This window comes from Pseudomonas sp. P1_A1 (genome assembly GCF_056406935.1).
In genome coordinates this window covers 331778-354766 of record NZ_JBFTZE010000001.1, presented here as the reverse complement: position 1 = coordinate 354766, position 22989 = coordinate 331778, and the positions used below count along the sequence as shown (strand labels likewise).

20 protein-coding genes are annotated in these 22989 nt (G+C 59.6%); 1 reads left to right on the top strand and 19 read right to left on the bottom strand.

What is annotated here, in order from left to right:
• Positions 1-2: 2 nt before the first annotated feature.
• From nuoJ to AC1D2Q_RS01590, 18 genes are all read right to left on the bottom strand, one after another.
• A complete protein-coding gene (gene nuoJ, locus AC1D2Q_RS01675) occupies positions 3-506 on the bottom strand; it encodes an NADH-quinone oxidoreductase subunit J (protein WP_019580075.1) in 504 nt (167 codons plus the stop codon).
• 9 nt (positions 507-515) lie between these two features.
• Positions 516-1061, bottom strand: coding sequence for an NADH-quinone oxidoreductase subunit NuoI (gene nuoI, locus AC1D2Q_RS01670; protein WP_007940875.1), 546 nt, complete (start codon positions 1059-1061; stop codon positions 516-518).
• Positions 1062-1073: 12 nt separating this feature from the next.
• Positions 1074-2081 (bottom strand): NADH-quinone oxidoreductase subunit NuoH, encoded by a 1008-nt coding sequence (gene nuoH, locus AC1D2Q_RS01665; RefSeq protein WP_477812028.1) that lies wholly within the window; start codon positions 2079-2081, stop codon positions 1074-1076.
• A complete protein-coding gene (gene nuoG, locus AC1D2Q_RS01660) occupies positions 2078-4792 on the bottom strand; it encodes an NADH-quinone oxidoreductase subunit NuoG (RefSeq protein ID WP_477812027.1) in 2715 nt (904 codons plus the stop codon). Before nuoG ends, nuoH begins: the two co-directional genes overlap by 4 nt.
• 137 nt (positions 4793-4929) lie before the next feature.
• Entirely contained in the window at positions 4930-6285 is a 1356-nt protein-coding gene (gene nuoF, locus AC1D2Q_RS01655) for an NADH-quinone oxidoreductase subunit NuoF (RefSeq protein WP_018925511.1), read from the bottom strand.
• A complete protein-coding gene (gene nuoE / locus AC1D2Q_RS01650; protein WP_007940871.1) occupies positions 6282-6779 on the bottom strand; it encodes an NADH-quinone oxidoreductase subunit NuoE in 498 nt (165 codons plus the stop codon). Before nuoE ends, nuoF begins: the two co-directional genes overlap by 4 nt.
• A gap of 2 nt (positions 6780-6781) precedes the next feature.
• Positions 6782-8566, bottom strand: a complete 1785-nt coding sequence (gene nuoC, locus AC1D2Q_RS01645; RefSeq protein ID WP_019648471.1) for an NADH-quinone oxidoreductase subunit C/D — start codon at positions 8564-8566, stop codon at positions 6782-6784.
• Positions 8567-8638: 72 nt separating this feature from the next.
• Complete coding sequence (locus AC1D2Q_RS01640) at positions 8639-9313, bottom strand: NuoB/complex I 20 kDa subunit family protein (protein ID WP_007940869.1); 675 nt, start codon at positions 9311-9313, stop codon at positions 8639-8641.
• 10 nt (positions 9314-9323) lie between these two features.
• Complete coding sequence (locus AC1D2Q_RS01635; RefSeq protein WP_007940868.1) at positions 9324-9737, bottom strand: NADH-quinone oxidoreductase subunit A; 414 nt, start codon at positions 9735-9737, stop codon at positions 9324-9326.
• Positions 9738-10294: 557 nt separating this feature from the next.
• Positions 10295-11620: an isocitrate lyase gene (gene aceA / locus AC1D2Q_RS01630; RefSeq protein ID WP_018925513.1), complete on the bottom strand. Its 1326-nt coding sequence runs from the start codon at positions 11618-11620 to the stop codon at positions 10295-10297.
• 515 nt (positions 11621-12135) lie between these two features.
• Complete coding sequence (locus AC1D2Q_RS01625; RefSeq protein ID WP_477812026.1) at positions 12136-12897, bottom strand: secretin N-terminal domain-containing protein; 762 nt, start codon at positions 12895-12897, stop codon at positions 12136-12138.
• Between the two features lie 170 nt (positions 12898-13067).
• The gene (locus AC1D2Q_RS01620) at positions 13068-13493 is read right to left on the bottom strand and encodes a GNAT family N-acetyltransferase (protein ID WP_019580080.1); all 426 of its coding nucleotides are present in this window, start codon (positions 13491-13493) and stop codon (positions 13068-13070) included.
• The gene (locus AC1D2Q_RS01615; RefSeq protein ID WP_019580081.1) at positions 13486-14655 is read right to left on the bottom strand and encodes a ribosomal protein uL16 3-hydroxylase; all 1170 of its coding nucleotides are present in this window, start codon (positions 14653-14655) and stop codon (positions 13486-13488) included. The genes AC1D2Q_RS01620 and AC1D2Q_RS01615 overlap by 8 nt, the downstream gene beginning before the upstream one ends.
• Positions 14656-14741: 86 nt before the next feature.
• On the bottom strand, positions 14742-16112 hold the full coding sequence (gene purB / locus AC1D2Q_RS01610) for an adenylosuccinate lyase (RefSeq protein ID WP_007940861.1): 1371 nt from the start codon (positions 16110-16112) through the stop codon (positions 14742-14744).
• A 128-nt stretch (positions 16113-16240) separates the two neighbouring features.
• Positions 16241-16864 (bottom strand): high frequency lysogenization protein HflD, encoded by a 624-nt coding sequence (gene hflD / locus AC1D2Q_RS01605; protein ID WP_007940860.1) that lies wholly within the window; start codon positions 16862-16864, stop codon positions 16241-16243.
• Complete coding sequence (mnmA, locus tag AC1D2Q_RS01600) at positions 16861-17994, bottom strand: tRNA 2-thiouridine(34) synthase MnmA (RefSeq protein WP_477812025.1); 1134 nt, start codon at positions 17992-17994, stop codon at positions 16861-16863. The genes hflD and mnmA overlap by 4 nt, the downstream gene beginning before the upstream one ends.
• 59 nt (positions 17995-18053) lie before the next feature.
• Entirely contained in the window at positions 18054-18500 is a 447-nt protein-coding gene (locus tag AC1D2Q_RS01595; protein ID WP_018925520.1) for an NUDIX hydrolase, read from the bottom strand.
• Between the two features lie 126 nt (positions 18501-18626).
• Complete coding sequence (locus AC1D2Q_RS01590; RefSeq protein ID WP_477812024.1) at positions 18627-20852, bottom strand: NADP-dependent isocitrate dehydrogenase; 2226 nt, start codon at positions 20850-20852, stop codon at positions 18627-18629.
• Between the two features lie 506 nt (positions 20853-21358).
• Between AC1D2Q_RS01590 and icd the strand changes: the two genes are divergently transcribed.
• The gene (gene icd, locus AC1D2Q_RS01585) at positions 21359-22615 is read left to right on the top strand and encodes an NADP-dependent isocitrate dehydrogenase (RefSeq protein WP_018925522.1); all 1257 of its coding nucleotides are present in this window, start codon (positions 21359-21361) and stop codon (positions 22613-22615) included.
• A gap of 73 nt (positions 22616-22688) precedes the next feature.
• On the opposite strand, the gene AC1D2Q_RS01580 is transcribed toward icd, so the two are convergent.
• Positions 22689-22970 (bottom strand): cold shock domain-containing protein, encoded by a 282-nt coding sequence (locus AC1D2Q_RS01580; protein WP_477812023.1) that lies wholly within the window; start codon positions 22968-22970, stop codon positions 22689-22691.
• Between the last annotated feature and the right edge of the window lie 19 nt (positions 22971-22989).

Sequence of the window (22989 nt, the reverse complement as noted above, 5' to 3'; positions counted from 1 at the left end):
CGTCATTGCTCCTTGGCTTCGTTGCGGCCCAAGTGGAACGCCGTGACGGCTGCGGCGAGCAGCAGCATCGAGGCGAGTTCGACCACCAGCAGATAAGGACCGAACAGGCTGATGCCCACGGCCTTGGCGTCTACGGTGGTGTGGCCGAGGGCCTGGCCGCTGGAGTGGCTGAACAGCACATACAGCAGTTCAGCCAGCAGCAGGGCGCCGAGTACGACCGGGCCCAGCCAGATACCGGGCTTGAGCCAGACGCGCTCTTGCTGAACCGAGGCCGGGCCCAGGTTCAGCATCATCACCACGAACACGAACAGCACCATGATGGCGCCGGCGTAGGCGATCACTTCCAGTACACCGGCAAACGGTGCGCCAAGGGCGAAGAACGTCATGGCCACGGCGATCAGCGAAATGATCAGGTAGAGCAGGGCGTGCACGGGGTTGGTGTTGGTGATCACGCGAAGCGTGGACACAACAGCGATACCCGATGCGAAATAGAAAGCGAATTCCATCGTTCTTCCTTAAGGCAGCAAGCTCTTCACGTTGATCGGCTCGGCTTCATTCTGCGCGGCGCCTTTTGGCTTACCGGCAATCGCCATACCTGCAACACGATAGAAGTTGTAGTCAGGGTTTTTACCGGGACCGGAGATCAGCAGATCTTCTTTCTCGTAAACCAGGTCCTGCCGCTTGAACTCGGCCATTTCGAAATCCGGTGTCAGCTGGATCGCGGTGGTCGGGCAGGCTTCCTCGCAGAGGCCACAGAAAATGCAGCGCGAGAAGTTGATGCGGAAGAAGTCCGGGTACCAGCGACCGTCTTCGGTTTCAGCTTTCTGCAGCGAGATGCAACCCACCGGGCACGCCACGGCGCACAGGTTGCAGGCTACACAACGCTCTTCGCCGTCGGGGTCGCGGGTCAGGACGATACGGCCACGGAAACGCGGCGGCAGGTACACGGGTTCTTCCGGGTACTGCAGCGTGTCGCGCTTGCGGAAGGCGTGGCCGAAGATCATCACCAGGCTGCGAAGCTGGGTGAAGAAGCCATGCACGATGTCAAAAATGTACTTCATGATTCTCTATCCTCACTGAGCCGCGACGGCGGGCGTGTTGAGCAACACGATCGCAGCGGTCACCAGCATGTTGACGAGGGTCAGCGGCAGGCAGAACTTCCAGCTGAAGTCCATCACTTGGTCATACCGTGGGCGCGGAATCGAGGCGCGCAGCAGGATGAAGAACATGATGAAGAACGCGGTTTTCAGTGCGAACCAGATGAACGGGATCTGCGGCAGAATATCGAACGGACCGTGCCAGCCACCGAAGAACAAAGTCACCAGCAGCGCCGAAATCAACACGATGCCGATGTACTCACCCACGAAGAACATGCCCCATTTCATGCCGGCGTATTCAATGTGGTAACCGTCGGCCAGTTCCTGTTCCGCTTCCGGCTGGTCGAACGGGTGACGGTGAGTCACGGCGACGCCAGCGATGAAGAAGGTCAGGAAACCGAAGATCTGCGGAATGATGAACCACATGTTCTGCGCTTGGTATTCAACGATGTCGCGCATGTTGAACGAGCCAACCTGGATCACGATGCCCATCAGCGACAGGCCCATGAACACTTCGTACGACACGGTTTGTGCCGAGGCCCGCAAGCTGCCCAGCAGGGCGAACTTGTTGTTGCTCGACCAGCCGGCGAACAGCACCGCGTAAACCGACAGACCCGCCATGGCGAAGAAGAACAGGATGCCGATGTTGATATCCGCCACGCCCCAGGTCGGGGTGATCGGGATGATCGCGAAGGCAATCAGCAAGGCGCTCATGGCCACGACCGGTGCCAGGGTGAAGATCACTTTGTCGGCGAACGGCGGGGTCCAGTCTTCCTTGAAGAACATCTTGATCATGTCGGCCGCAATCTGGAACGCGCCGAACGGGCCAACGCGGTTCGGACCGTAACGGTCCTGCCAGAGGGCGAGCAAACGACGCTCGACCCAGCTCAGCAGCGCGCCGCAAACCACTACGGCGAGCAGAATCACGATGGCCTTGAGGACCGCGATGATTACGTCGATCACTTCAGGAGTGAACAAGGTCATAGCGCTGCCTCCTGCAGACCGTCAACGGATTTGCCAAAGATGGCTGGTGGAATGCCGGCGATACCTGCAGGCAATGCGACCAGACCGGCACCCAGCTCTTCGTTGATGCGCAGCGGCAGACGCAAAGTCTGGCCAGCAACGTTCAAGCTCAGCAGGGCGCCGTCATTGACGCCCAGGCGATCGGCTTCGGACTTGGCCAGCGACACGTAGGCGGCCGGGATGCGCTCCTGTACCGGTGCGGCTTTGGAAGAGTTTTCTTCGCTGCCGAACAGGTGGAAGAACGGTACGACCTGCCAGGTGCCTGGCGCCGGGTTGAACGCACGCGGAACACTGGCGAACCAGTTCAGCGAATCACCGGTGCTTTCGATCAGGCGAGTGCCCGGGTCGCCAGCGCGCAGGTGACCACCGACTTCGTCCTGGAACTTGTTCCAGGCTTGTGGTGAGTTCCAGCCCGGAGACCAGGCGAATGGCACTTGCTGGCGCGGTTCGGCGGAGCCCGAGTAACCTTCCATCGAGAACGAGAACGCGGTGTCGTTATCCTGGGAAGTACGCGGTTCGTGCACGCTGATGTCGGCGCGCATGGCGGTACGACCGGAGTAACGCAGCGGTTCGCGCGCCAGTTTCAGGCCTTTGATCCGGAATGCGGCGGACGGTGCGGCATCGACGATACGCGCCAGTTGCGGCGTGCTTGCAGCAACGGCAGCGGTGACGTGGTCCAGTTGGGTCCAGTCGATCGGCTGGTTCAGCAGGGTCGAACGCAGGGCATGCAGCCAGCGCCAGCCTTCGTGAACCAGAATGCTCGCGTCGAGGTAAGTCGGGTCGAAGACCTGGAAGAAGCGCTGGGCGCGGCCTTCCTGGCTGACCAGGGTACCGTCGCCTTCAGCGAAGCTGGCCGCTGGCAGTACCAGGTGCGCGCGATCGCTGGTGGCGGTCTTTTGATGGTCCGCCACGATCACCACTTTCGCGGCGCTCAGGGCAGCATCGACACGGGCTTTGTCGGTGCGGGTGTACAGATCGTTTTCCAGCACGACGATGGCGTCGGCCTTACCGTCGATTACAGCTTGCAGTGCTTCGTCGACCGAGTTGCCGCCGAGCATGGCCAGGCCGAGGCTGTTGGCTTCCGGCACGATCAGGCTGATGGAACCGTTCTTCTCGCGCAGCTTCAGGGCTTTGGCGATGTTTGCCGCCGCTTCGATCAGCGCCTTGGAACCCAGCGAGGTACCGGCAATGATCAGCGGACGCTTGGCGGCGAGCAGGGCGTCGGCAATGCGCTTGGCCAATGCCAGAGCTTCGGCGTCCAGACCTTCAACGGCCGGTGCGCTGGCGTCGAGGGCGTGAGCCACGGCGAAACCGATGCGGGCCAGGTCGTCCGGTGCGGCGTGAACGCATTCTTCAGCGATGTCGTCGAGCTTGGTTTCAGCCAGGCTGGCGATGAACAGCGGGTTCAGCTCGTGCTGGCCGATGTTCTTCACAGCTGCGTCGAGCCATGGCTGAACGCGCATGGCGTCGGCCATGGCTTCGGCCTTGCCCTTGACCGATTGACGCAGGGCCAGGGCCATGCGCGCAGCGGTTTGGGTCAGGTCTTCGCCGAGGACGAAAATCGCATCGTGGTCTTCGATGTCGCGCATGTTCGGGATCGGCAGCGGGCTGTCTTTGAGCACCTGCATGACCAGACGAATGCGTTCCAGCTCCGAGGCTTCGATACCGGAGTAGAAGTGCTCGGCGCCGACCAGTTCAAGCAACGCGTAGTTGCTTTCGAGGCTGGCGCGCGGCGAACCGATACCGACGATGTTGCGACCGCGCAGCAGGTCGGCGGCTTTATCCAGTGCTTCGTCCAGGCTCAGTTTCGCGCCGTTGGCCAGCAGTGGCTGACGTGGACGATCCTTGCGGTTGACATAGCCATAGCCGAAACGGCCACGGTCGCACAGGAAGTACTGGTTCACCGAACCGTTGAAGCGGTTTTCGATGCGGCGCAGTTCGCCGTAACGCTCGCCCGGGGAGATGTTGCAACCGCTGGAGCAGCCATGGCAGATGCTCGGCGAGAACTGCATGTCCCACTTGCGGTTGTAGCGCTCGGAGTGAGTCTTGTCGGTGAACACACCGGTCGGGCAGACCTCGGTCAGGTTGCCGGAGAACTCGCTTTCCAGGGTGCCGTCTTCAACGCGACCGAAGTACACGTTGTCGTGGGCGCCGAACACACCGAGATCGGTGCCGCCAGCGTAGTCTTTATAGAAGCGCACGCAGCGATAGCAGGCGATGCAGCGGTTCATTTCGTGGGAAATGAACGGGCCCAGTTGCTGGTTCTGGTGGGTACGCTTGGTGAAGCGATAACGGCGCTCGTTGTGGCCGGTCATCACCGTCATGTCTTGCAGATGGCAGTGACCGCCTTCCTCACAGACCGGGCAGTCGTGAGGGTGGTTGGTCATCAGCCATTCGACGACGCTGGCGCGAAACACTTTCGCTTCTTCGTCGTCGATGGAGATCCAGCTGCCGTCGGTGGCGGGGGTCATGCAGGACATGACGATCCGACCACGCTTGTCGTTCTCGTCGGTGTACTGCTTGACCGCGCACTGGCGGCAAGCGCCAACGCTGCCAAGGGCTGGGTGCCAGCAGAAATAAGGGATATCGAGGCCTAGCGACAGACATGCCTGTAACAGGTTGTCTGCCCCATCGACTTCGAGCTCTTTGCCGTCTACGTGGATAGTGGCCATGGTTCAAAGTTCTTCGTTGGCCCGGTGTCAGCGGGCGTGGCTAATGGAATCTTGTTATCCGTCCAAATCCAAACAGCCTCGAAAGGCGTCATCGGACGAAAGGCGAACGGCACGGACCGTTCGCCTTTTTTAAAGCGTTAAGCGCCGACTACGATCGGCTTTGCCAGAGGCGGGACGACGGCGCGGGTAGGCGCGATGCCGGCTTCGAACTCTGGACGGAAGTATTTGATGGCACTGCCCAACGGCTCCACGGCACCCGGTGCGTGAGCACAGAAGGTCTTGCCTGGGCCGAGGAAACCGACCAGACCCAGCAGGGTCTCGATATCGCCGGCTTGCCCTTCACCGTTCTCGATCGCGCGCAGCAGCTTGACGCTCCACGGCAGACCGTCACGGCACGGGGTGCAGAAACCGCACGATTCACGGGCAAAGAACTCTTCCATGTTGCGCAGCAGGGACACCATGTTGACGCTGTCGTCCACCGCCATGGCCAGGCCGGTACCCATACGGGTGCCCACTTTGGCGATGCCGCCGGCGTACATTTGTGCGTCCAGGTGTTCCGGCAACAGGAAGCCGGTACCGGCGCCGCCTGGCTGCCAGCACTTGAGCTTGTAACCGTCGCGCATGCCACCGGCGTAGTCTTCGAACAGCTCGCGACCGGTGACGCCGAACGGCAATTCCCACAGGCCCGGGTTCTTGACCTTGCCGGAGAAGCCCATGAGCTTGGTGCCCATGTCTTCGCTGCCTTCGCGGGCCAACGATTTGTACCAGTCCACGCCGTCGGCAATGATCGCCGGCACGTTGCACAGGGTTTCGACGTTGTTCACGCAAGTCGGCTTGCCCCACACGCCCACGGCGGCAGGGAAGGGCGGCTTGGAGCGCGGGTTGGCGCGGCGGCCTTCGAGGGAGTTGATCAGTGCGGTTTCTTCACCGCAGATGTAACGCCCGGCGCCGGTGTGGACGAACAGCTCGAAATCGAAGCCGCTGCCCAGGATGTTCTTGCCCAGCAGGCCTGCTGCCTTGGCTTCTTCCACGGCACGGTTGAGGTGCTTGGCGGCGGTGGTGTATTCGCCACGCAGGAAGATGTAGCCACGGTAGGTTTTCAGCGCGCGAGCACTGATCAGCATGCCTTCGATCAGCAGATGGGGCAGTTGCTCCATCAGCATGCGGTCTTTCCAGGTGTTCGGCTCCATTTCATCCGCGTTGCACAACAGGTAGCGGATGTTGATGGATTCGTCCTTGGGCATCAGGCCCCACTTCACGCCCGTGGGGAAGCCTGCACCGCCGCGACCCTTGAGGCCGGAGTCTTTCACGGTCTGGACGATGTCGTCCTGGGCCATGTCGGCGAAGGCCTTGCGCGCAGCGGCGTAACCGTTCTTGGCCTGGTACTCGTCGAGCCATACGGCTTCGCCGTCGTCACGCAGACGCCAGGTGAGCGGGTGAGTCTCGGCCGAACGCTTGATGCGGTTGGCAGGACCAAAGGAAGTCAGGGTCATACGTAGCCCTCGAGCAATTTGGCAACGCCGGCAGGCTGCACATCACCGAATGTGTCGTCGTCGATCATCAACGCCGGCGCCTTGTCGCAGTTGCCGAGGCAGCAGACCGGCAGCAGGGTGAAACGACCGTCGGCGGTGGTCTGACCCAGGCCGATGCCCAGCTTGCTCTGGATTTCGCTGACCACCGATTCATGGCCGCCGATGTAGCAGACCATGCTGTCGCAGACGCGAATGATGTGACGGCCGACTGGCTGACGGAAGATCTGGCTATAGAACGTCGCCACCCCTTCAACGTCGCTTGCCGGGATGCCGAGGATTTCGCCGATGGCGTAGAGCGCGCCATCAGGCACCCAGCCACGTTCCTTCTGGACGATCTTCAGGGCTTCGATCGACGCCGCGCGCGGGTCTTCGTAGTGATGCAGCTCGTGCTCGATGGCCGAGCGCTCGGTTTCGCTCAAGGCGAAACGGTCTGTCTGGATAAGCGGGCTGTTCATGCTTAGCGGTCCACGTCGGCCATAACGAAATCGATACTACCCAGGTACGCGATCAAGTCCGCGACCATGCTGCCTTTGATCACCGAAGGGATCTGCTGCAAGTGCGGGAAGCTTGGGGTACGAATCCGGGTGCGGTAGCTCATGGTGCCGCCATCGCTCGTCAGGTAATAACTGTTGATGCCCTTGGTCGCTTCGATCATCTGGAAGGATTCGTTGGCCGGCATGACCGGGCCCCACGAAACTTGCAGGAAGTGCGTGATCAGGGTCTCGATGTGCTGCAGCGTGCGCTCTTTGGGCGGCGGCGTGGTCAGCGGGTGATCCGCCTTGTACGGGCCTTCCGGCATGTTGCGCAGGCACTGCTCGATGATCTTGATGCTCTGGCGCATTTCTTCGACGCGAACGATGCAACGGTCGTAGGCATCGCCATTGGCCGCCAGCGGAACTTCGAATTCGAAGTTTTCGTAGCCGGAGTAGGGGCGAGCTTTACGCAGGTCGAAATTGCAACCGGTCGAACGCAGGCCGGCACCGGTGACGCCCCATTCCAGGGCTTCCTTGGTGTTGTAGGCGGCGACGCCGATGGTCCGGCCACGCAGGATGCTGTTGTCCAGTGCGGCTTTCTGGTATTCGTCCAGACGCTTGGGCATCCACTCGACGAAATCCTTGACCAGTTTTTCCCAGCCGCGCGGCAGGTCGTGGGCGACGCCACCGATGCGGTACCAGGCCGGGTGCAGGCGGAAACCGGTAATGGCTTCGATCACCGTGTACGCCTTCTGGCGGTCGGTGAAGGTGAAGAACACCGGAGTCATGGCGCCGACGTCCTGGATGTAAGTGCCCAGGAACAGCAGGTGGCTGGTGATCCGGAAGAACTCGGCCATCATGATGCGGATGACGTCGACCTTCTCGGGCACCTTGATGCCGGCCAGCTTCTCGACCGAGAGCACGTACGGCAGGTTGTTCATCACGCCGCCGAGGTAGTCGATACGGTCGGTGTACGGAATGAAACTGTGCCAGGACTGACGCTCGGCCATCTTCTCGGCACCACGGTGGTGGTAGCCGACGTCTGGCACGCAGTCGACGATCTCTTCACCGTCCAGCTGCAGAATGATACGGAACGCACCGTGGGCCGACGGGTGGTTCGGACCCAGGTTGAGGAACATGTAGTCCTCGTTCGGGCCGGAACGCTTCATGCCCCAGTCTTCAGGCTTGAAGCGCGCGGCTTCTTCCTCAAGCTGTTGCTTGGCCAGGGTCAGGCTGAACGGATCGAACTCGGTGGCGCGGGCCGGGAAGTCCTTGCGCAGCGGATGACCTTCCCAGGTCGGCGGCATCATGATGCGGCTCAGGTGCGGGTGGCCGGCAAAGTGAATGCCGTACATGTCCCACACTTCACGCTCGTACCAGTTGGCGTTCGGCCAGATGCTGGTGACGGTCGGCAGGTTGAGGTCGCTCTCGGACAAGGCGACCTTGATCATTACGTCACTATTACGTTCGATCGACATCAAGTGATAGAACACAGTGAAATCGACGCCGTTTGGCAGCCCTTGACGCTTGGTACGCAGACGCTCGTCCACACCGTGCAGGTCATAGAGCATGACGTACGGCTTGGGCAGGTTGCGCAGGAAAGTCAGGACTTCGACGAGTTTGGCACGGGCAACCCAAAGCACCGGCATGCCGGTGCGGGTAGGCTGGGCGGTGAACGCCTCCGGGCCAAAACGGTTGTTCAGTTCGACGACCACATCCTGGTCGTCTGCCTTATAAGGCGGGATGTACAGAGCACTGCCTGCAGTCATGGTTATTTATCGCTTTCGGTCAACGTAAAGAATGAAGCCAGGTTCTCGTTCTATAAAAGAAGCAGATCTGGATCAGACTTCGTCGGGGCTGCGCAGGTTGGTTACCTGAATACGCTGTTCGCGGCGCTGTTCCTTTTGCGAAGGCATCTCGGCGCGGTAAACGCCTTGATCGCCAACGACCCAGGAAAGTGGGCGACGCTCCTGGCCAATCGACTCCTGCAACAGCATCAAGCCTTGCAGAAAAGCTTCAGGGCGGGGTGGGCAGCCAGGCACGTAGACGTCCACGGGCAGGAACTTGTCCACCCCTTGAACGACGGAGTAGATGTCGTACATGCCACCGGAGTTGGCGCACGAACCCATGGAAATGACCCATTTAGGTTCGAGCATCTGCTCGTAGAGACGCTGAATGATCGGCGCCATCTTGATGAAGCAGGTACCGGCGATAACCATGAAATCCGCCTGACGCGGCGATGCCCGGATTACCTCGGCGCCAAAGCGCGCGATGTCGTGGGGCGCCGTGAAGGCGGTGGTCATTTCCACGTAGCAGCACGAAAGACCGAAGTTATACGGCCACAGGGAGTTCTTGCGCCCCCAGTTGATCGTGCCGTTGAGCACGTCTTCGAGCTTGCCCATGAAAATGTTTTTGTGGACTTGATCTTCTAACGGATCGGAAACGGTTTCCCGTTGGCCAATCGGATACTGCTCGTTAGGAGCATCGGGGTCGATCCTGGTGAGATTGTATTGCATTGCCAAAGCCTCATTGTTTCAGCTTCGCTTGCCGCTTAAGACGAGCTGCCGGAGCCCAGTCAAGGGCGCCCACTCGAAATAGGTAGACAAGACCTGCCAACAGAATTGCTATGAAAACGAGAGCTTCGACGAATCCGGTCCAGCCGCTTTCGCGGACGGACACAGACCAGGCAAAGAGAAAGAGGGCTTCGATATCGAAGATCACGAAGAGCATCGCGACCAGATAGAATTTGGCTGAGAGCCGCAAGCGGGCGCCACCTGTAGGTAGCATGCCGGACTCGAACGGTTCGTTTTTGCTGCGGCCCCAGGCTTTTGACCCGAGGAGGCTGGAGACGCCGAGCATGAAGGCGCAAAGGCCGCCGACACCCAGAAGGAAAATGGCAAAGCCCCAGTTGTGGGCCATGAGTCCGGTCGCTTCGGGCATGCTGGTAATCCTTAACAGAGAGCAAAGGTCTCTGAGCTTGATAAAGAAATAAGGCAGTGACGATATGTCGCAGCAATCAATCCCGCTGATTTTATGGCTAAACACCCTGCAAGTAAAATTCCTATAGCGAAATTATTTATTGGAATAAGGACATGGCGCACCTCCAAAGCCCTGCAGCCCATGCGGTTAGGGCATTAGCGGGGGTTTTGTCAAATATGTTTTGTAGGGAATGTAACGAACATAGTTGGCGCTAAATGATAATCAATGTTATTTGACGTGGTTTTCAAACTGTTTAGCGGGTAGCGGTTCGGGAAGTTGTCTTATATGCGCGTTACTGCAAGTAGCGCGCGGGGTGGTTTTACCTTGTTTTCCTGATCGTGAAACTGCTCTGGATCAAGGTTTTTGCGCAGGTTGCCGCCGTTCCCCTTGTAGGGTTTTGTGGTGTTCAAGAAATCGCAGGCAAAAAAACGCCCCGAACCAGTCGGGGCGTCAGATGAGCGGCTTTGCGGTTAGCTTTTTATTCGGTCCGCAAGGGCCGTTTGTTTAAGCGAAGCAGATCAGTGGAACTGTTCTTCTTCGGTCGAACCGGTCAGTGCGGTTACCGAAGACGTGCCACCCTGGATCACGGTGGTCATGTCGTCGAAGTAACCGGTGCCCACTTCCTGCTGGTGAGCCACGAAGGTGTAGCCCTTGGCGGCGTCAGCGAACTCTTGCTCTTGCAGCTTCACGTAGGCAGTCATGTCGTTGCGGGCGTAGTCGTGCGCCAGGTTGAACATGCTGTGCCACATGTTGTGAATGCCGGCCAGGGTGATGAACTGGTGCTTGTAGCCCATGGCGGACAGTTCGCGCTGGAACTTGGCGATGGTCGCGTCGTCCAGGTTTTTCTTCCAGTTGAAGGAAGGCGAGCAGTTGTACGACAGCAGTTGGTCCGGGTATTCCTTTTTGATCGCTTCGGCGAAGCGACGGGCTTCGTCCAGATCCGGCTTGGCGGTTTCGCACCAGATCAGGTCGGCGTACGGCGCGTAGGCCAGGCCGCGAGCGATGGCCTGGTCGAGACCGGCGCGAACCTTGTAGAAGCCTTCCTGGGTACGGGTGCCGGTCACGAATGGCTGGTCGTACGGGTCGCAGTCAGACGTCAGCAGGTCAGCAGCGTTGGCGTCGGTACGGGCCAGGATAATGGTCGGTACACCGGCGACGTCGGCTGCCAGACGAGCAGCGGTCAGCTTCTGCACGGCTTCCTGGGTCGGAACCAGTACCTTGCCGCCCATGTGGCCGCATTTTTTCACGGAGGCTAGTTGGTCTTCGAAGTGAACGCCGGCGGCGCCTGCTTCGATCATGCTTTTCATCAGCTCGTAAGCGTTCAGCACGCCACCGAAACCGGCTTCAGCGTCAGCCACGATCGGGGCGAAGTAGTCGATGTAACCTTCATCGCCCGGGTTCTTGCCGGCTTTCCACTGGATCTGGTCAGCACGACGGAAGGAGTTGTTGATGCGCTTGACCACGGTTGGAACCGAATCCACCGGGTACAGCGACTGGTCCGGGTACATCGATTCGGCGGAGTTGTTGTCCGCAGCCACTTGCCAGCCCGACAGGTAGATCGCCTGGATGCCGGCCTTGACTTGCTGTACCGCCTGGCCACCGGTCAGGGCGCCCATGCAGTTAACGAAATCTTTCTCAGGACGGAAAGATGGCTTGGCGCCCTGGGTCACCAGGTTCCAGAGCTTCTCGGCGCCCATTTTTGCAAAGGTGTGCTCAGGTTGAACCGAGCCACGCAGACGGACGACGTCAGCAGCGGAGTAATTGCGCTTCACGCCTTTCCAGCGTGGGTTTTCAGCCCAGTCTTTTTCGAGGGCTGCAATTTGCTGTTCGCGTGTCAGTGCCATGGAGATAAACCTCGTCGCGTCTTTAATCGAAAATGGTTCTGGGTGAACAATTCCTGCGTGCCAAATACGCTCATTCAGTTGGGGGCGTACATGGTTGCTCGCTGACCAGAAGCTTAGGCGGTCAAGTCGGGTTCGGCGGGGATGGCGACGGGATGAACGATGGGCTCGAGGGGGAGGTGAGCAGGTAAGGGCGAACTGGCGAGCGCATTCGGGCGTCGTGGGCCTTGGTGCGAACTTCAGTGTGGAGCCGGGTTACCTAATTACGCTTCCGTCCCTCGGGACAACTTCGTTCCAGTCGGCAACCTCGTCAAACACACCTTGTGGGCGGTACAGACACGAATCGGCTCGCGGGGTAGGGTGCGAACAGCGACTCGAAAGCCCTTGCCAGGGCCTCTGATTAGCGGGAGCGAGGCCATCATGCCTTTGCTTTTTTGGCTCGTCAAACGTTTTGTAGTGCTTTTTTTCAAGCACTACATCTTTAGTCTAATACGACTAATCAGTCAGTTTTTGGTGCTTTAGTCCAAGGTGTCGACTTTCACCCGCAAAGTCATGTCATCCCGGCCCTGAGTCGAGTAGCTGCGGGTCAGGCCCTGTTTGTCGGCCTGAGTCTGACGATTCACGCCGGCCAGGGTGATCCACTCGCCCAGTCGACCGCTGACAGTTGTGTCGGTACTTTGCACGTTCACTACATCGGGACGTTCCTGGCTCATCCGGTCACGGTTGGTACTGATAGCCAGGTGAACGATGTCGCCGGTGACGCTGGCGGTGACGTAGAAACCCTGGGTGACATTGCGGTATTCGGTCTGGCTGCGCAGGTCGCCGTAGCTGTCGGTCTGGGTGCTGGTGAGCGGTACGCTTTGGCCGACCTGGATCAGCGCCGGTGCGCCTTCGCTGGCCTGAACCTGCTGGATACCGCCTTCACGGCTGTCGGTGCTGCGATTGATGATGCGGGTCTGATTCGGTGCGGCGCCATTCACCGAGTAACCCTGATCGCCCTGAAAGTTGTTTTCATTGGTGTCGACGGTGATCAGCAAGCGTTTGGGGGCGGTGTCGAGTTGCGCGAGGAAGGCCTTGAGTTCGTCGATCTTGCCGGGTTCGGCATTGACGATCAGTTGGTTGCCATAGGCGCTGACCTTGCCATCGTTGCCGATGAAATTCTGCGCTACTGGCAGCAGGTCGGCGCTGGTGCGGTAATTCAGGGGCACGATCTCGGTGGCGGCCATGACCGAAAAACTGCAGGTCAGCAGCAGCGTGGTGAGCAGGGTGCGTAGGGACATGTCCATTTCTCCGCAAATCAAAGGTTTGATATTGCCAGTTTGTCGGCCCGGCGTGGTGCGAGTTGAATCACAGACAGCAAAACGCCCCGGCATCCGAGAATGGCGGGGCGTTTTGTGGATTTCTTGATATGTATTTGTGGTGAGGGGGCAAACCCCCTCACCACAGGGAATCAAGTCGAGTGACGCACCATGTCCACATGCGGAATCCCGGCTTCCAGGAATTCCTCACTGACCATGCTGAAACCCAGGCGCTCATAGAACGCCGTGGCCTGCACTTGCGCGCTCAGCATCTGCTGCTTCAGCCCGCGCTTCTCGGCTTCACCGATCACCGCTTGCATCAGCGCATCGCCAACCTTCATGCCGCGCCAGTCTTTGAGCACCGATACCCGACCGATGTGGCCATCGGGCAGCAGGCGGGCGGTGCCGATCGGAAAGTCGCCTTCGAAGGCCAGGAAATGCACCGCCGTGGCGTCATCGGCATCCCATTCCAATTCAGGTGGAACGGATTGCTCGGCGACGAATACCGCTTCACGAATGCGCCGGATCTCAGCGTTGTCCTTTTGCCAGTCTGCGACACGTACGTGAATCTTATTCATCGGCAAACCCCAGGCTGCCCTGCTTGACCAGTTCACACAGCAGGCCACGGCCGTCTTCGTCGCTCAGCCATGGGCCGAGGTTATCGACATGCAGGGCGTCGGCGGCGCAGATCATTTTCAGCAGCTCGCGCAGCTTGCCCGGCAGGTAACGGCTCTGGCCGCTGGCGAACAGCAGCAGGTCGTCGTCGACTTCCGACCAGGCCAGACGCGCACTCGGGTTGCGGATCAGCACGGCGCCTTCTTCGAGCGCGCTGAGGAAGTCTTGCTCTTCGACTTCTTCCGGGCCGACCACCAGTTCCGGGTAGCGCGGCTCGGTCATGAACTGGCCGAACCAGGTCAGCAGCAGGCGCTCGTCGCTCATGTGCTCGGCCAGCAGGCTTTTGAGGCGATCGAGGGCATCGTGCTGGATCTGATGAGGATCGACCGCCGGCAGGGCGTCGGCGTCGGTGTAGCGCTCTTCGTCCGTCAGGAACTGGCTGAGGAAGTCGGTGAAGTGGGTCAACACTTCAGCGGCGCTCGGGGCGCGGAAGCCGACCGAGTAGGTCATGCAATCATCGACAGCCACGCCAGAATGAGCCAGGCGCGGTGGCAGGTAGAGCATGTCGCCCGGTTCCAGCACCCACTCATCGGTGGCTTCGAAATCGGCGAGGATGCGCAGGTCGGCGTGTTGCAGCAGCGGGCTCTCGGAATCGCACATCTGGCCGATTTTCCAGTTGCGCTTGCCGTGGCCTTGCAGCAGGAATACGTCGTAGTTATCGAAGTGCGGACCGACGCTACCGCCCGGGGCAGCGAAGCTGATCATCACGTCGTCGACGCGCCAGCTCGGCAGGAAGCGGAAGTTTTCCAGCAGTTCGGCAACTTCCGGCACGAATTGGTCGACGGCTTGCACCAGCAGGGTCCATTCGCGTTCCGGCAGTTTGCTGAATTCGTCTTCGGCGAACGGGCCGCGGCGCAATTCCCAAGGGCGCTCGCCGTGCTCGATCACCAGGCGCGATTCGACTTCTTCTTCCAGCGCCAGGCCGGCCAGTTCGTCGGCGTCGATCGGGCTTTCGAAATCAGGAATCGCCTGACGGATCAGCAGCGGTTTTTTCTGCCAGTAGTCGCGCAGGAATTCCCGTGCCGTGATGCCGCCCAGAAGTTGAAGAGGAATATCAGGATTCATGTGTAACCTATTGAAAAAATGCACTTTTCAGACGGGAATAAAAACGCCCGGCGGCGCCGGGCGTCTCAAACGGGTAGAGCGGTCGATCAGATGCGTTTGGCTTGTGCCACAGCGTTGCCGATGTAGTTGGCCGGGGTGAGCAGTTTCAGCTCAGCCTTGGCGGCGGCTGGCATGTCCAGGCCGTCGATGAAAGTTTGCAGTGCTTCAGGGCTGATGCCCTTGCCGCGCGTCAGCTCTTTGAGCTTCTCGTACGGGTTTTCGATGTTGTAGCGACGCATCACCGTCTGGATCGGCTCGGCCAATACTTCCCAGCAAGCGTCCAGGTCAGCGGCAATCTTTTGCTCGTTGAGCTCCAGTTTGCTGATGCCTTTGAGGCTGGCTTCGTACGCGATCACGCTGTGGGCGAAGCCGACACCGAGGTTGCGCAGTACGGTGGAGTCGGTCAGGTCGCGCTGCCAGCGGGAGATTGGCAGTTTGCTCGCCAGGTGCTGGAACAGTGCGTTGGCGATGCCCAGGTTGCCTTCGGAGTTTTCGAAGTCGATCGGGTTGACCTTGTGCGGCATGGTCGACGAACCGATTTCGCCAGCGATGGTGCGCTGTTTGAAATAACCCAGGGAGATGTAGCCCCAGATGTCGCGGTCGAAGTCGATCAGGATGGTGTTGAAGCGCGCGATCGCGTCGAACAGCTCGGCGATGTAGTCGTGCGGTTCGATCTGCGTGGTGTACGGGTTGAAGCCCAGGCCCAGCTCGTCTTCGATGAAGGCGCGGGCGTTGGCTTCCCAGTCGATCTCAGGGTAGGCCGACAGGTGAGCGTTGTAGTTGCCGACGGCGCCGTTGATCTTGCCCAGCAGCGGAACGGCGGCGACTTGAGCGATTTGACGCTCCAGGCGGTAAACCACGTTCGCCAGCTCTTTGCCCAGGGTGGTCGGCGATGCCGGTTGACCGTGGGTGCGCGACAGCATAGGTACGTCTGCGAAGCGGATGGCCAGTTCGCGGATGGCGTTGGCGGTCTGGCGCATCAGCGGCAGCATCACGTCATCACGGCCTTCGCGCAGCATCAGGGCGTGGGACAGGTTGTTGATGTCCTCGCTGGTGCAGGCAAAGTGGATGAATTCGCTGACCTTGGCCAGTTCCGGCAGCTTGGCCGCCTGCTCTTTGAGCAGGTACTCAATGGCTTTGACGTCGTGGTTGGTGGTGCGCTCGATCTCTTTGACGCGCTCGGCGTGCTCCAGAGAGAAGTTTTCCGCCAGGGTGTTCAACACCGCGTTGGCTTCGGCGGAGAACGCCGGCACTTCGCTGATGGCAGGGTGAGCGGCCAGGCGCTGGAGCCAGCGCACTTCAACCAGAACGCGAGCACGGATCAGACCGTATTCGCTGAAAATTGGGCGCAGGGCCTGGGTTTTGCCGGCGTAGCGGCCGTCAACAGGGGAAACCGCAGTGAGCGAAGAGAGCTGCATGGGGTGTTCTCGGACAGTCGGGCAACGAAATGGGGCGCGTATCATACATGAAAAATATCCGCCGGTCCGTTGCCAACTGACCGGCGTATTACGCGTTACTGACTACAAAACGGTATTGCAGGCGCGGTTCAGCTGCTGCGCATCAGCGGGTAAAGCTCTTTAAGCAACTTGCGTCGGCTGATCACCAGCTGCCAGCGATGACCGCCCAACTGCCGCCACAGGCGTGCCGAACGAATCCCGGCCAGCAACAGTGCGCGGATTTTCGAGGCATTGCTCGGTTGCTGCAGGTTGCGCATGTCGCCATGCACCTGAATCCGTTGGCGCAAGGTGCTCAGGGTGTCCTGGTACAGCGCACCGCAAGCGGCGATCACGTTTTCGTGGGCCGGGCCGAAGTGTTCGACCTGGGACTGAATCTGCGGCAGGCGTTTGCCGATCACGTCCAGCATGTCATTGCGCTTGGCCAATTGGCGCTCCAGCCCCAGCATCGCCAGGGCATAGCGCAGCGGTTCGCGCTGAAGGGTGCTGGGGTCGCGTTCCAGGGCGCCGATCAATGCGCGATAGCCTTCGCGCAAATTGATGTCGTCGCCGCCGTACACTTCCAGAGTGTCCTTGGGGTCGCGAATCAACAGGCTGCCAAGCATGCAGGTCAGGCCGGCTTCGTTGGTCTGGCCGGTCTTGGCGATCTTGTCGACCAGCACGGCGGCGAGAAACACGCCGCCCAGGGCCGTCAGTTGTTCCTGAGTCGGGCTCATGAACACTGACCCTTGCTGGTCCAGGGCTCGGCGACTTCGATCACGCCGCCGCCGAGGCAGATTTCACCGTCGTAGAACACCACGGATTGGCCCGGGGTGACCGCGCGTTGCGGGTCATCAAAGGTGGCGCGGTAGCCGGTGGCGGTCTTTTCCAGCGTGCAAGGCTGGTCGCTCTGGCGATAACGCACTTTGGCGGTCAGCTTGCGCGGCTCGGTCAAATCGATCGGGTTGACCCAATAGATGTCCGAGGCGAGCAGGGCGCGGGAGAACAGCCGCGGGTGGTCATTGCCCTGGCCAACGATCAACTCGTTGTGTTCCAGGTCCTTGATCAGCACGTACCACGGCTCTTCACCGGCGTCTTTCAGACCGCCGATGCCCAGGCCCTGGCGCTGGCCGATGGTGTGGTACATCAAGCCATGGTGACGGCCAATGACTTCACCTTCGGTGGTCTTGATCTCGCCGGGCTGGGCCGGCAGGTATTGCTTGAGGAAATCGCTGAAGCGGCGTTCGCCGATAAAGCAGATCCCGGTGGAGTCCTTTTTCTTCGCGGTGGCCAGGTCGTGTTTCTCGGCAATCGCGCGGACTTCGGGTTTTTCCAGCTCGCCGACCGGGAACAGCGTCTTGGCGATCTGTTCGCCGCCGACGGCGTGCAGGAAGTAGCTCTGGTCCTTGTTCGGATCCAGGCCCTTGAGCAATTCGGTGCGACCATCGATGTCGCGGCGACGCACGTAGTGGCCGGTGGCGATCAGGTCGGCGCCGAGCATCATGGCGTAGTCGAGGAACGCCTTGAACTTGATTTCGCGGTTGCACAGGATGTCCGGGTTCGGCGTGCGGCCGGCCTTGTATTCGGCCAGGAAGTGCTCGAACACATTGTCCCAGTACTCGGCGGCGAAGTTGGCGGTGTGCAGCTTGATGCCAATCTTGTCGCACACGGCTTGCGCGTCCGCCAGGTCATCCATGGCGGTGCAGTATTCCGTTCCATCGTCTTCTTCCCAGTTCTTCATGAACAGGCCTTCCACCTCATAGCCCTGCTCGATCAGCAGGAGAGCGGAAACGGAAGAGTCCACGCCGCCGGACATACCGACAATGACGCGCTTCTTTTGTGTGGCAGAAGGGGCTGGATCACGCATAGGGATTTAATGAGTGTCTTGAAAAAGGACGCGATTCTAGCAGGCTCAAGCCTGCAAGGCTAAAGAGAAGGGCGGATCAGCTCGAGGCTGAAGTGTTTGCCGTCCAGATAATCATCGATGCAGCGGATGATCAGCTCACTGCGCCAGTTTGCGCGCTGTTGCAGCAGTTCGTCACGCGTCAGCCATTTCGCGCCGACAATACCGTCGTCCAATTGATAATCGGGGTGGTGTTTCAGCGCTTTGGCGGTGAAGCAGACGCGTTGATAGGTCACGCCATTGCTCGGGGCGGTGTAGAGATAAATGCCTATGACGCCGGTCGGCTCGACGTCCCAGCCGGTTTCTTCGAGGGTTTCGCGTACGGCGGCCTCGATCAGGGTTTCGTCCGGGTCCAGATGACCGGCGGGCTGATTGAGCACCGTTCGTCCGTGTTTGGACTCTTCGACCATCAGGAAGCGACCATTGTCTTCGACGATGGTGGCGACGGTGATGTGGGGTAGCCAATCCATGAAATGTCCTCAATATTGAATTTGAAGCGCTTTCCCTGTGGGGGCAGTGTTCACATTTAAATGCTGTCAACGCTGAAAACACAAACCCCGGCACATGGCCGGGGTTTGTGATGTTCCCTTACAACCTTAAACCAGCGCAGCAATCGCGGCGTTGAAGGTTGCGCTCGGGCGCATGGCCTTGCTGATCAGCTCGGCATTGGCGTGGTAGTAACCGCCGATGTCCACTGGCTTGCCCTGAACGGCGTTGAGCTCGGCGACGATGGTTGCTTCGTTCGCGGTCAGGGTTTTGGCCAGTTCGCCAAACTGCGCTTGCAGTGCAGCGTCTTCGGTCTGGGCGGCCAGGGCTTGAGCCCAGTACAGCGCCAGGTAGAAGTGGCTGCCGCGGTTGTCGATGTTGCCGACTTTACGCGATGGCGACTTGTTGTTGTCCAGGAACTGGCCAGTGGCCTGATCCAGGGTCTTGGCCAGTACCAGCGCTTTAGGGTTGTTGTACGTCACACCCAGATGCTCAAGGGAGGCGGCCAGGGCCAGGAACTCGCCCAGGGAATCCCAGCGCAGGAAGTTTTCTTCCAGCAGCTGTTGAACGTGCTTCGGTGCCGAACCGCCAGCGCCGGTTTCGAACAGGCCGCCGCCATTCATCAGCGGGACGATCGACAGCATCTTGGCGCTGGTGCCCAGTTCCATGATCGGGAACAGGTCGGTCAGGTAGTCGCGCAATACGTTGCCGGTCACCGAAATGGTGTCGAGGCCGGAGCGAGTGCGCTCAAGGGTGAACTTCATCGCGTCGACTGGGGACATGATGCGGATGTCCAGGCCTGCGGTGTCGTGATCCTTCAGGTAAGCCTGAACTTTCTCGATCACTACGCCGTCGTGGGCGCGCATTGGGTCCAGCCAGAAAATCGCTGGAGTGCTGCTTGCGCGAGCACGGTTGACAGCCAGTTTGACCCAGTCCTGGATCGGCGCGTCTTTGGTCTGGCACATACGGAAGATGTCGCCGGCTTCAACCGACTGTTCCAGCAGCAGGGTGCCTTTGCTGTCGGTGACACGAACAACGCCGTTGGCCTTGATCTGGAACGTCTTGTCGTGCGAGCCGTACTCTTCGGCTTTTTTCGCCATCAGGCCAACGTTTGGCACGCTGCCCATGGTGGTCGGATCGAAGGCGCCGTTTGCCTTGCAGTCTTCGATCACCGCCTGGTAGATGGTGGCGTAGCAGCGATCCGGGATCACTGCCTTGGTGTCGTGCAGCTGGCCGTCGGTGCCCCACATCTTGCCGGAGTCACGGATCATCGCCGGCATCGAGGCGTCGACGATGACGTCGCTCGGCACGTGCAGGTTGGTGATGCCTTTGTCGGAGTTGACCATGGCCAACGATGGACGAACGGCATAAACGGCCTGGATGTCCGCTTCGATCTGCGCTTGTTGCTCGGCAGGCAAGGCCTTGATGCGAGCGTACAGGTCGCCGATGCCGTTGTTCAGGTTGAAGCCGATCTGCGCCAGCACGTCTGCGTGCTTGGCCAGTGCGTCTTTATAGAACTCGGCAACGATCTGGCCGAACATGATCGGGTCGGAGACCTTCATCATGGTGGCTTTGAGGTGAACCGACAGCAGCACGCCTTTTGCCTTGGCGTCTTCGATCTCGGCTGCGATGAAGCTGCGCAGCGCGTTTTTGCTCATGACCGCGCAATCGAGGATCTCACCGGCTTGTACGGTGGTTTTTTCTTTCAGGACGGTGGTGGTGCCGTCCTGAGCGATCAGTTCGATTTTAACGGCGTCAGCGGCGTCGATCAGGGCAGCTTTTTCGCTGCCGTAGAAATCGCCGGTGCTCATGTGGGCTACGTGGGACTTGGAGTCCTTGGCCCAGGCGCCCATTTTGTGCGGGTGCTTGCGCGCATAGTTCTTGACCGACAGCGGTGCGCGACGATCGGAGTTGCCTTCGCGCAGAACCGGGTTTACGGCGCTGCCCTTGATCTTGTCGTAGCGGGCCTTGGCTTCTTTGTCGGCGTCGCTGGTCACGGTTTCCGGGTAGTCCGGCAGTGCATAGCCCTGGGCTTGCAGCTCTTTGATCGCGGCCTGCAGTTGCGGAACCGAAGCGCTGATGTTCGGCAGCTTGATGATGTTGGCTTCAGGTGTAACGGCCAGGTCGCCCAGTTCGGCGAGGTGGTCGGCTACCGCTTTGTCACCCAATTGCTCGGGGAAGCTGGCCAGGATGCGCCCTGCAAGAGAGATATCGCGGGTTTCAACGGCGATATCAGCGGAGGCGGTGAAGGCCTCTACGATAGGCAACAGTGAATAGGTGGCGAGGGCTGGGGCTTCGTCGGTGAAGGTATAGATGATCTTCGAGCGGGTGGGCATATTCGGATTAACTCTCTCTTCTTTGCTAAAGCGTGCACAGAAACTCGAGGGGCGCCGGGTAAGCGCGTTCGTTCAAAGTCATCCATGAGCCGAATGTCGAGGTTTCTTTGCGGTGATGTTGGGTGCATCGGTCGAGCGTCAAGCGGGTGGACTGCGGTAACAATCCTGCTTTTTCGGGCCCAGAGTCTCGGCTACATTTCCAGTGGCAGAGAGGTCGGCCGTCGTGACTCTGTGGTCAGCGGCGGCATTATACATAGGTAGCTGGCAATCTGCCGATGGTTCATATGCAACGATTCTCGTCCATTGGTCTAAAGGTCGCAGGCAGGTGTGGGGAGTAGCCTTGTATGGCGTGCTTGAGTTTGGCGCTTTTCCCTTTACTTTCAGGCTTGTACGTCACGAACTGTGCAGCTTCGCGGCAGATGGACGGAACATAGGGTTTGCGCGCCGATTCAACTGGGGTACGCTCGGACGAAGCCAGATGTTCAATCCAAACAATGGAGTTCAGCATGGGATACAAGAAGATTCAGGTTCCAGCCGTCGGCGAAAAAATTACCGTCAACGCGGACCATTCTCTCAATGTTCCTAACAACCCGATCATTCCCTTCATTGAAGGTGATGGTATTGGTGTTGATATCAGCCCGGTCATGATCAAGGTTGTCGATGCTGCTGTTAAGAAGGCTTACGGCGGCGAGCGCAAAATTTCCTGGATGGAAGTCTACGCCGGGGAGAAAGCGACTCAGGTTTACGATCAGGACACCTGGCTGCCTCAGGAAACCCTGGATGCGGTCAAGGATTACGTGGTTTCCATCAAGGGCCCTCTGACCACGCCGGTCGGCGGTGGCATCCGTTCCCTGAACGTGGCGCTGCGTCAGCAACTCGACCTGTATGTGTGCCTGCGTCCGGTGCGCTGGTTCGAAGGCGTGCCGAGCCCGGTCAAGAAGCCAGGCGACGTCGACATGACCATCTTCCGCGAAAACTCGGAAGACATTTATGCCGGTATCGAATGGAAGGCCGGTTCGCCGGAAGCGACCAAGGTCATCAAGTTCCTTAAAGAAGAAATGGGCGTCACCAAGATCCGTTTCGACCAGAATTGCGGTATCGGCGTCAAGCCGGTTTCCCTGGAAGGCACCAAGCGTCTGGCGCGCAAGGCTCTGCAGTATGTGGTCGACAATGACCGCGACTCGCTGACTATCGTGCACAAAGGCAACATCATGAAGTTCACCGAAGGTGCCTTCAAGGAATGGGCCTACGAAGTGGCTGCCGAAGAGTTCGGCGCGACCCTGCTCGACGGCGGTCCGTGGATGCAGTTCAAGAACCCGAAAACCGGCAAGAACGTCATCGTCAAGGACGCCATCGCCGACGCCATGCTCCAGCAGATCCTGCTGCGCCCGGCCGAGTACGATGTGATCGCCACCCTGAACCTCAACGGTGACTACCTCTCCGATGCCCTGGCGGCGGAAGTGGGTGGTATCGGTATTGCGCCGGGTGCGAACCTGTCCGACACCGTGGCCATGTTCGAAGCCACCCACGGTACCGCGCCGAAGTACGCCGGCAAGGATCAGGTCAACCCGGGCTCGCTCATCCTGTCCGCAGAGATGATGCTGCGTCACATGGGTTGGACCGAAGCGGCCGACTTGATCATCAAGGGCACCAATGGCGCGATTTCCGCTAAAACCGTGACCTATGACTTCGAACGCCTGATGGATGGCGCGAAGCTGGTATCGTCTTCCGGGTTTGGCGATGCGCTCATCTCGCATATGTAAGCGGCACATGTAAGCGAATCGGCACAAAAAAACCGCCTTCGGGCGGTTTTTTATGACTGGATGGCAAGTTGTGTCAGCTCGACACTGTTTCTGGCTTGATGGCAGGTGCGGTCTGTCCGTTCGGGGAGGTCGCAGATGTGATCTTTACGGCATGCAACCCTTTGGGGCCCTGAACGATCTCGAAACTAACGATTTGCCCGGCCTTGAGGGTCTTGTAGCCATCCATCTCGATGGCCGAATAGTGGGCAAAGAAATCGATTTCTTTTCCGTCCTCGTCACGACCTTCCCTGGCGTCGGTATTAATGAAACCGAACCCCTTGGCATTGTTGAACCATTTCACCTTACCGACAGCCATACCCATATCCCTCTGCAAC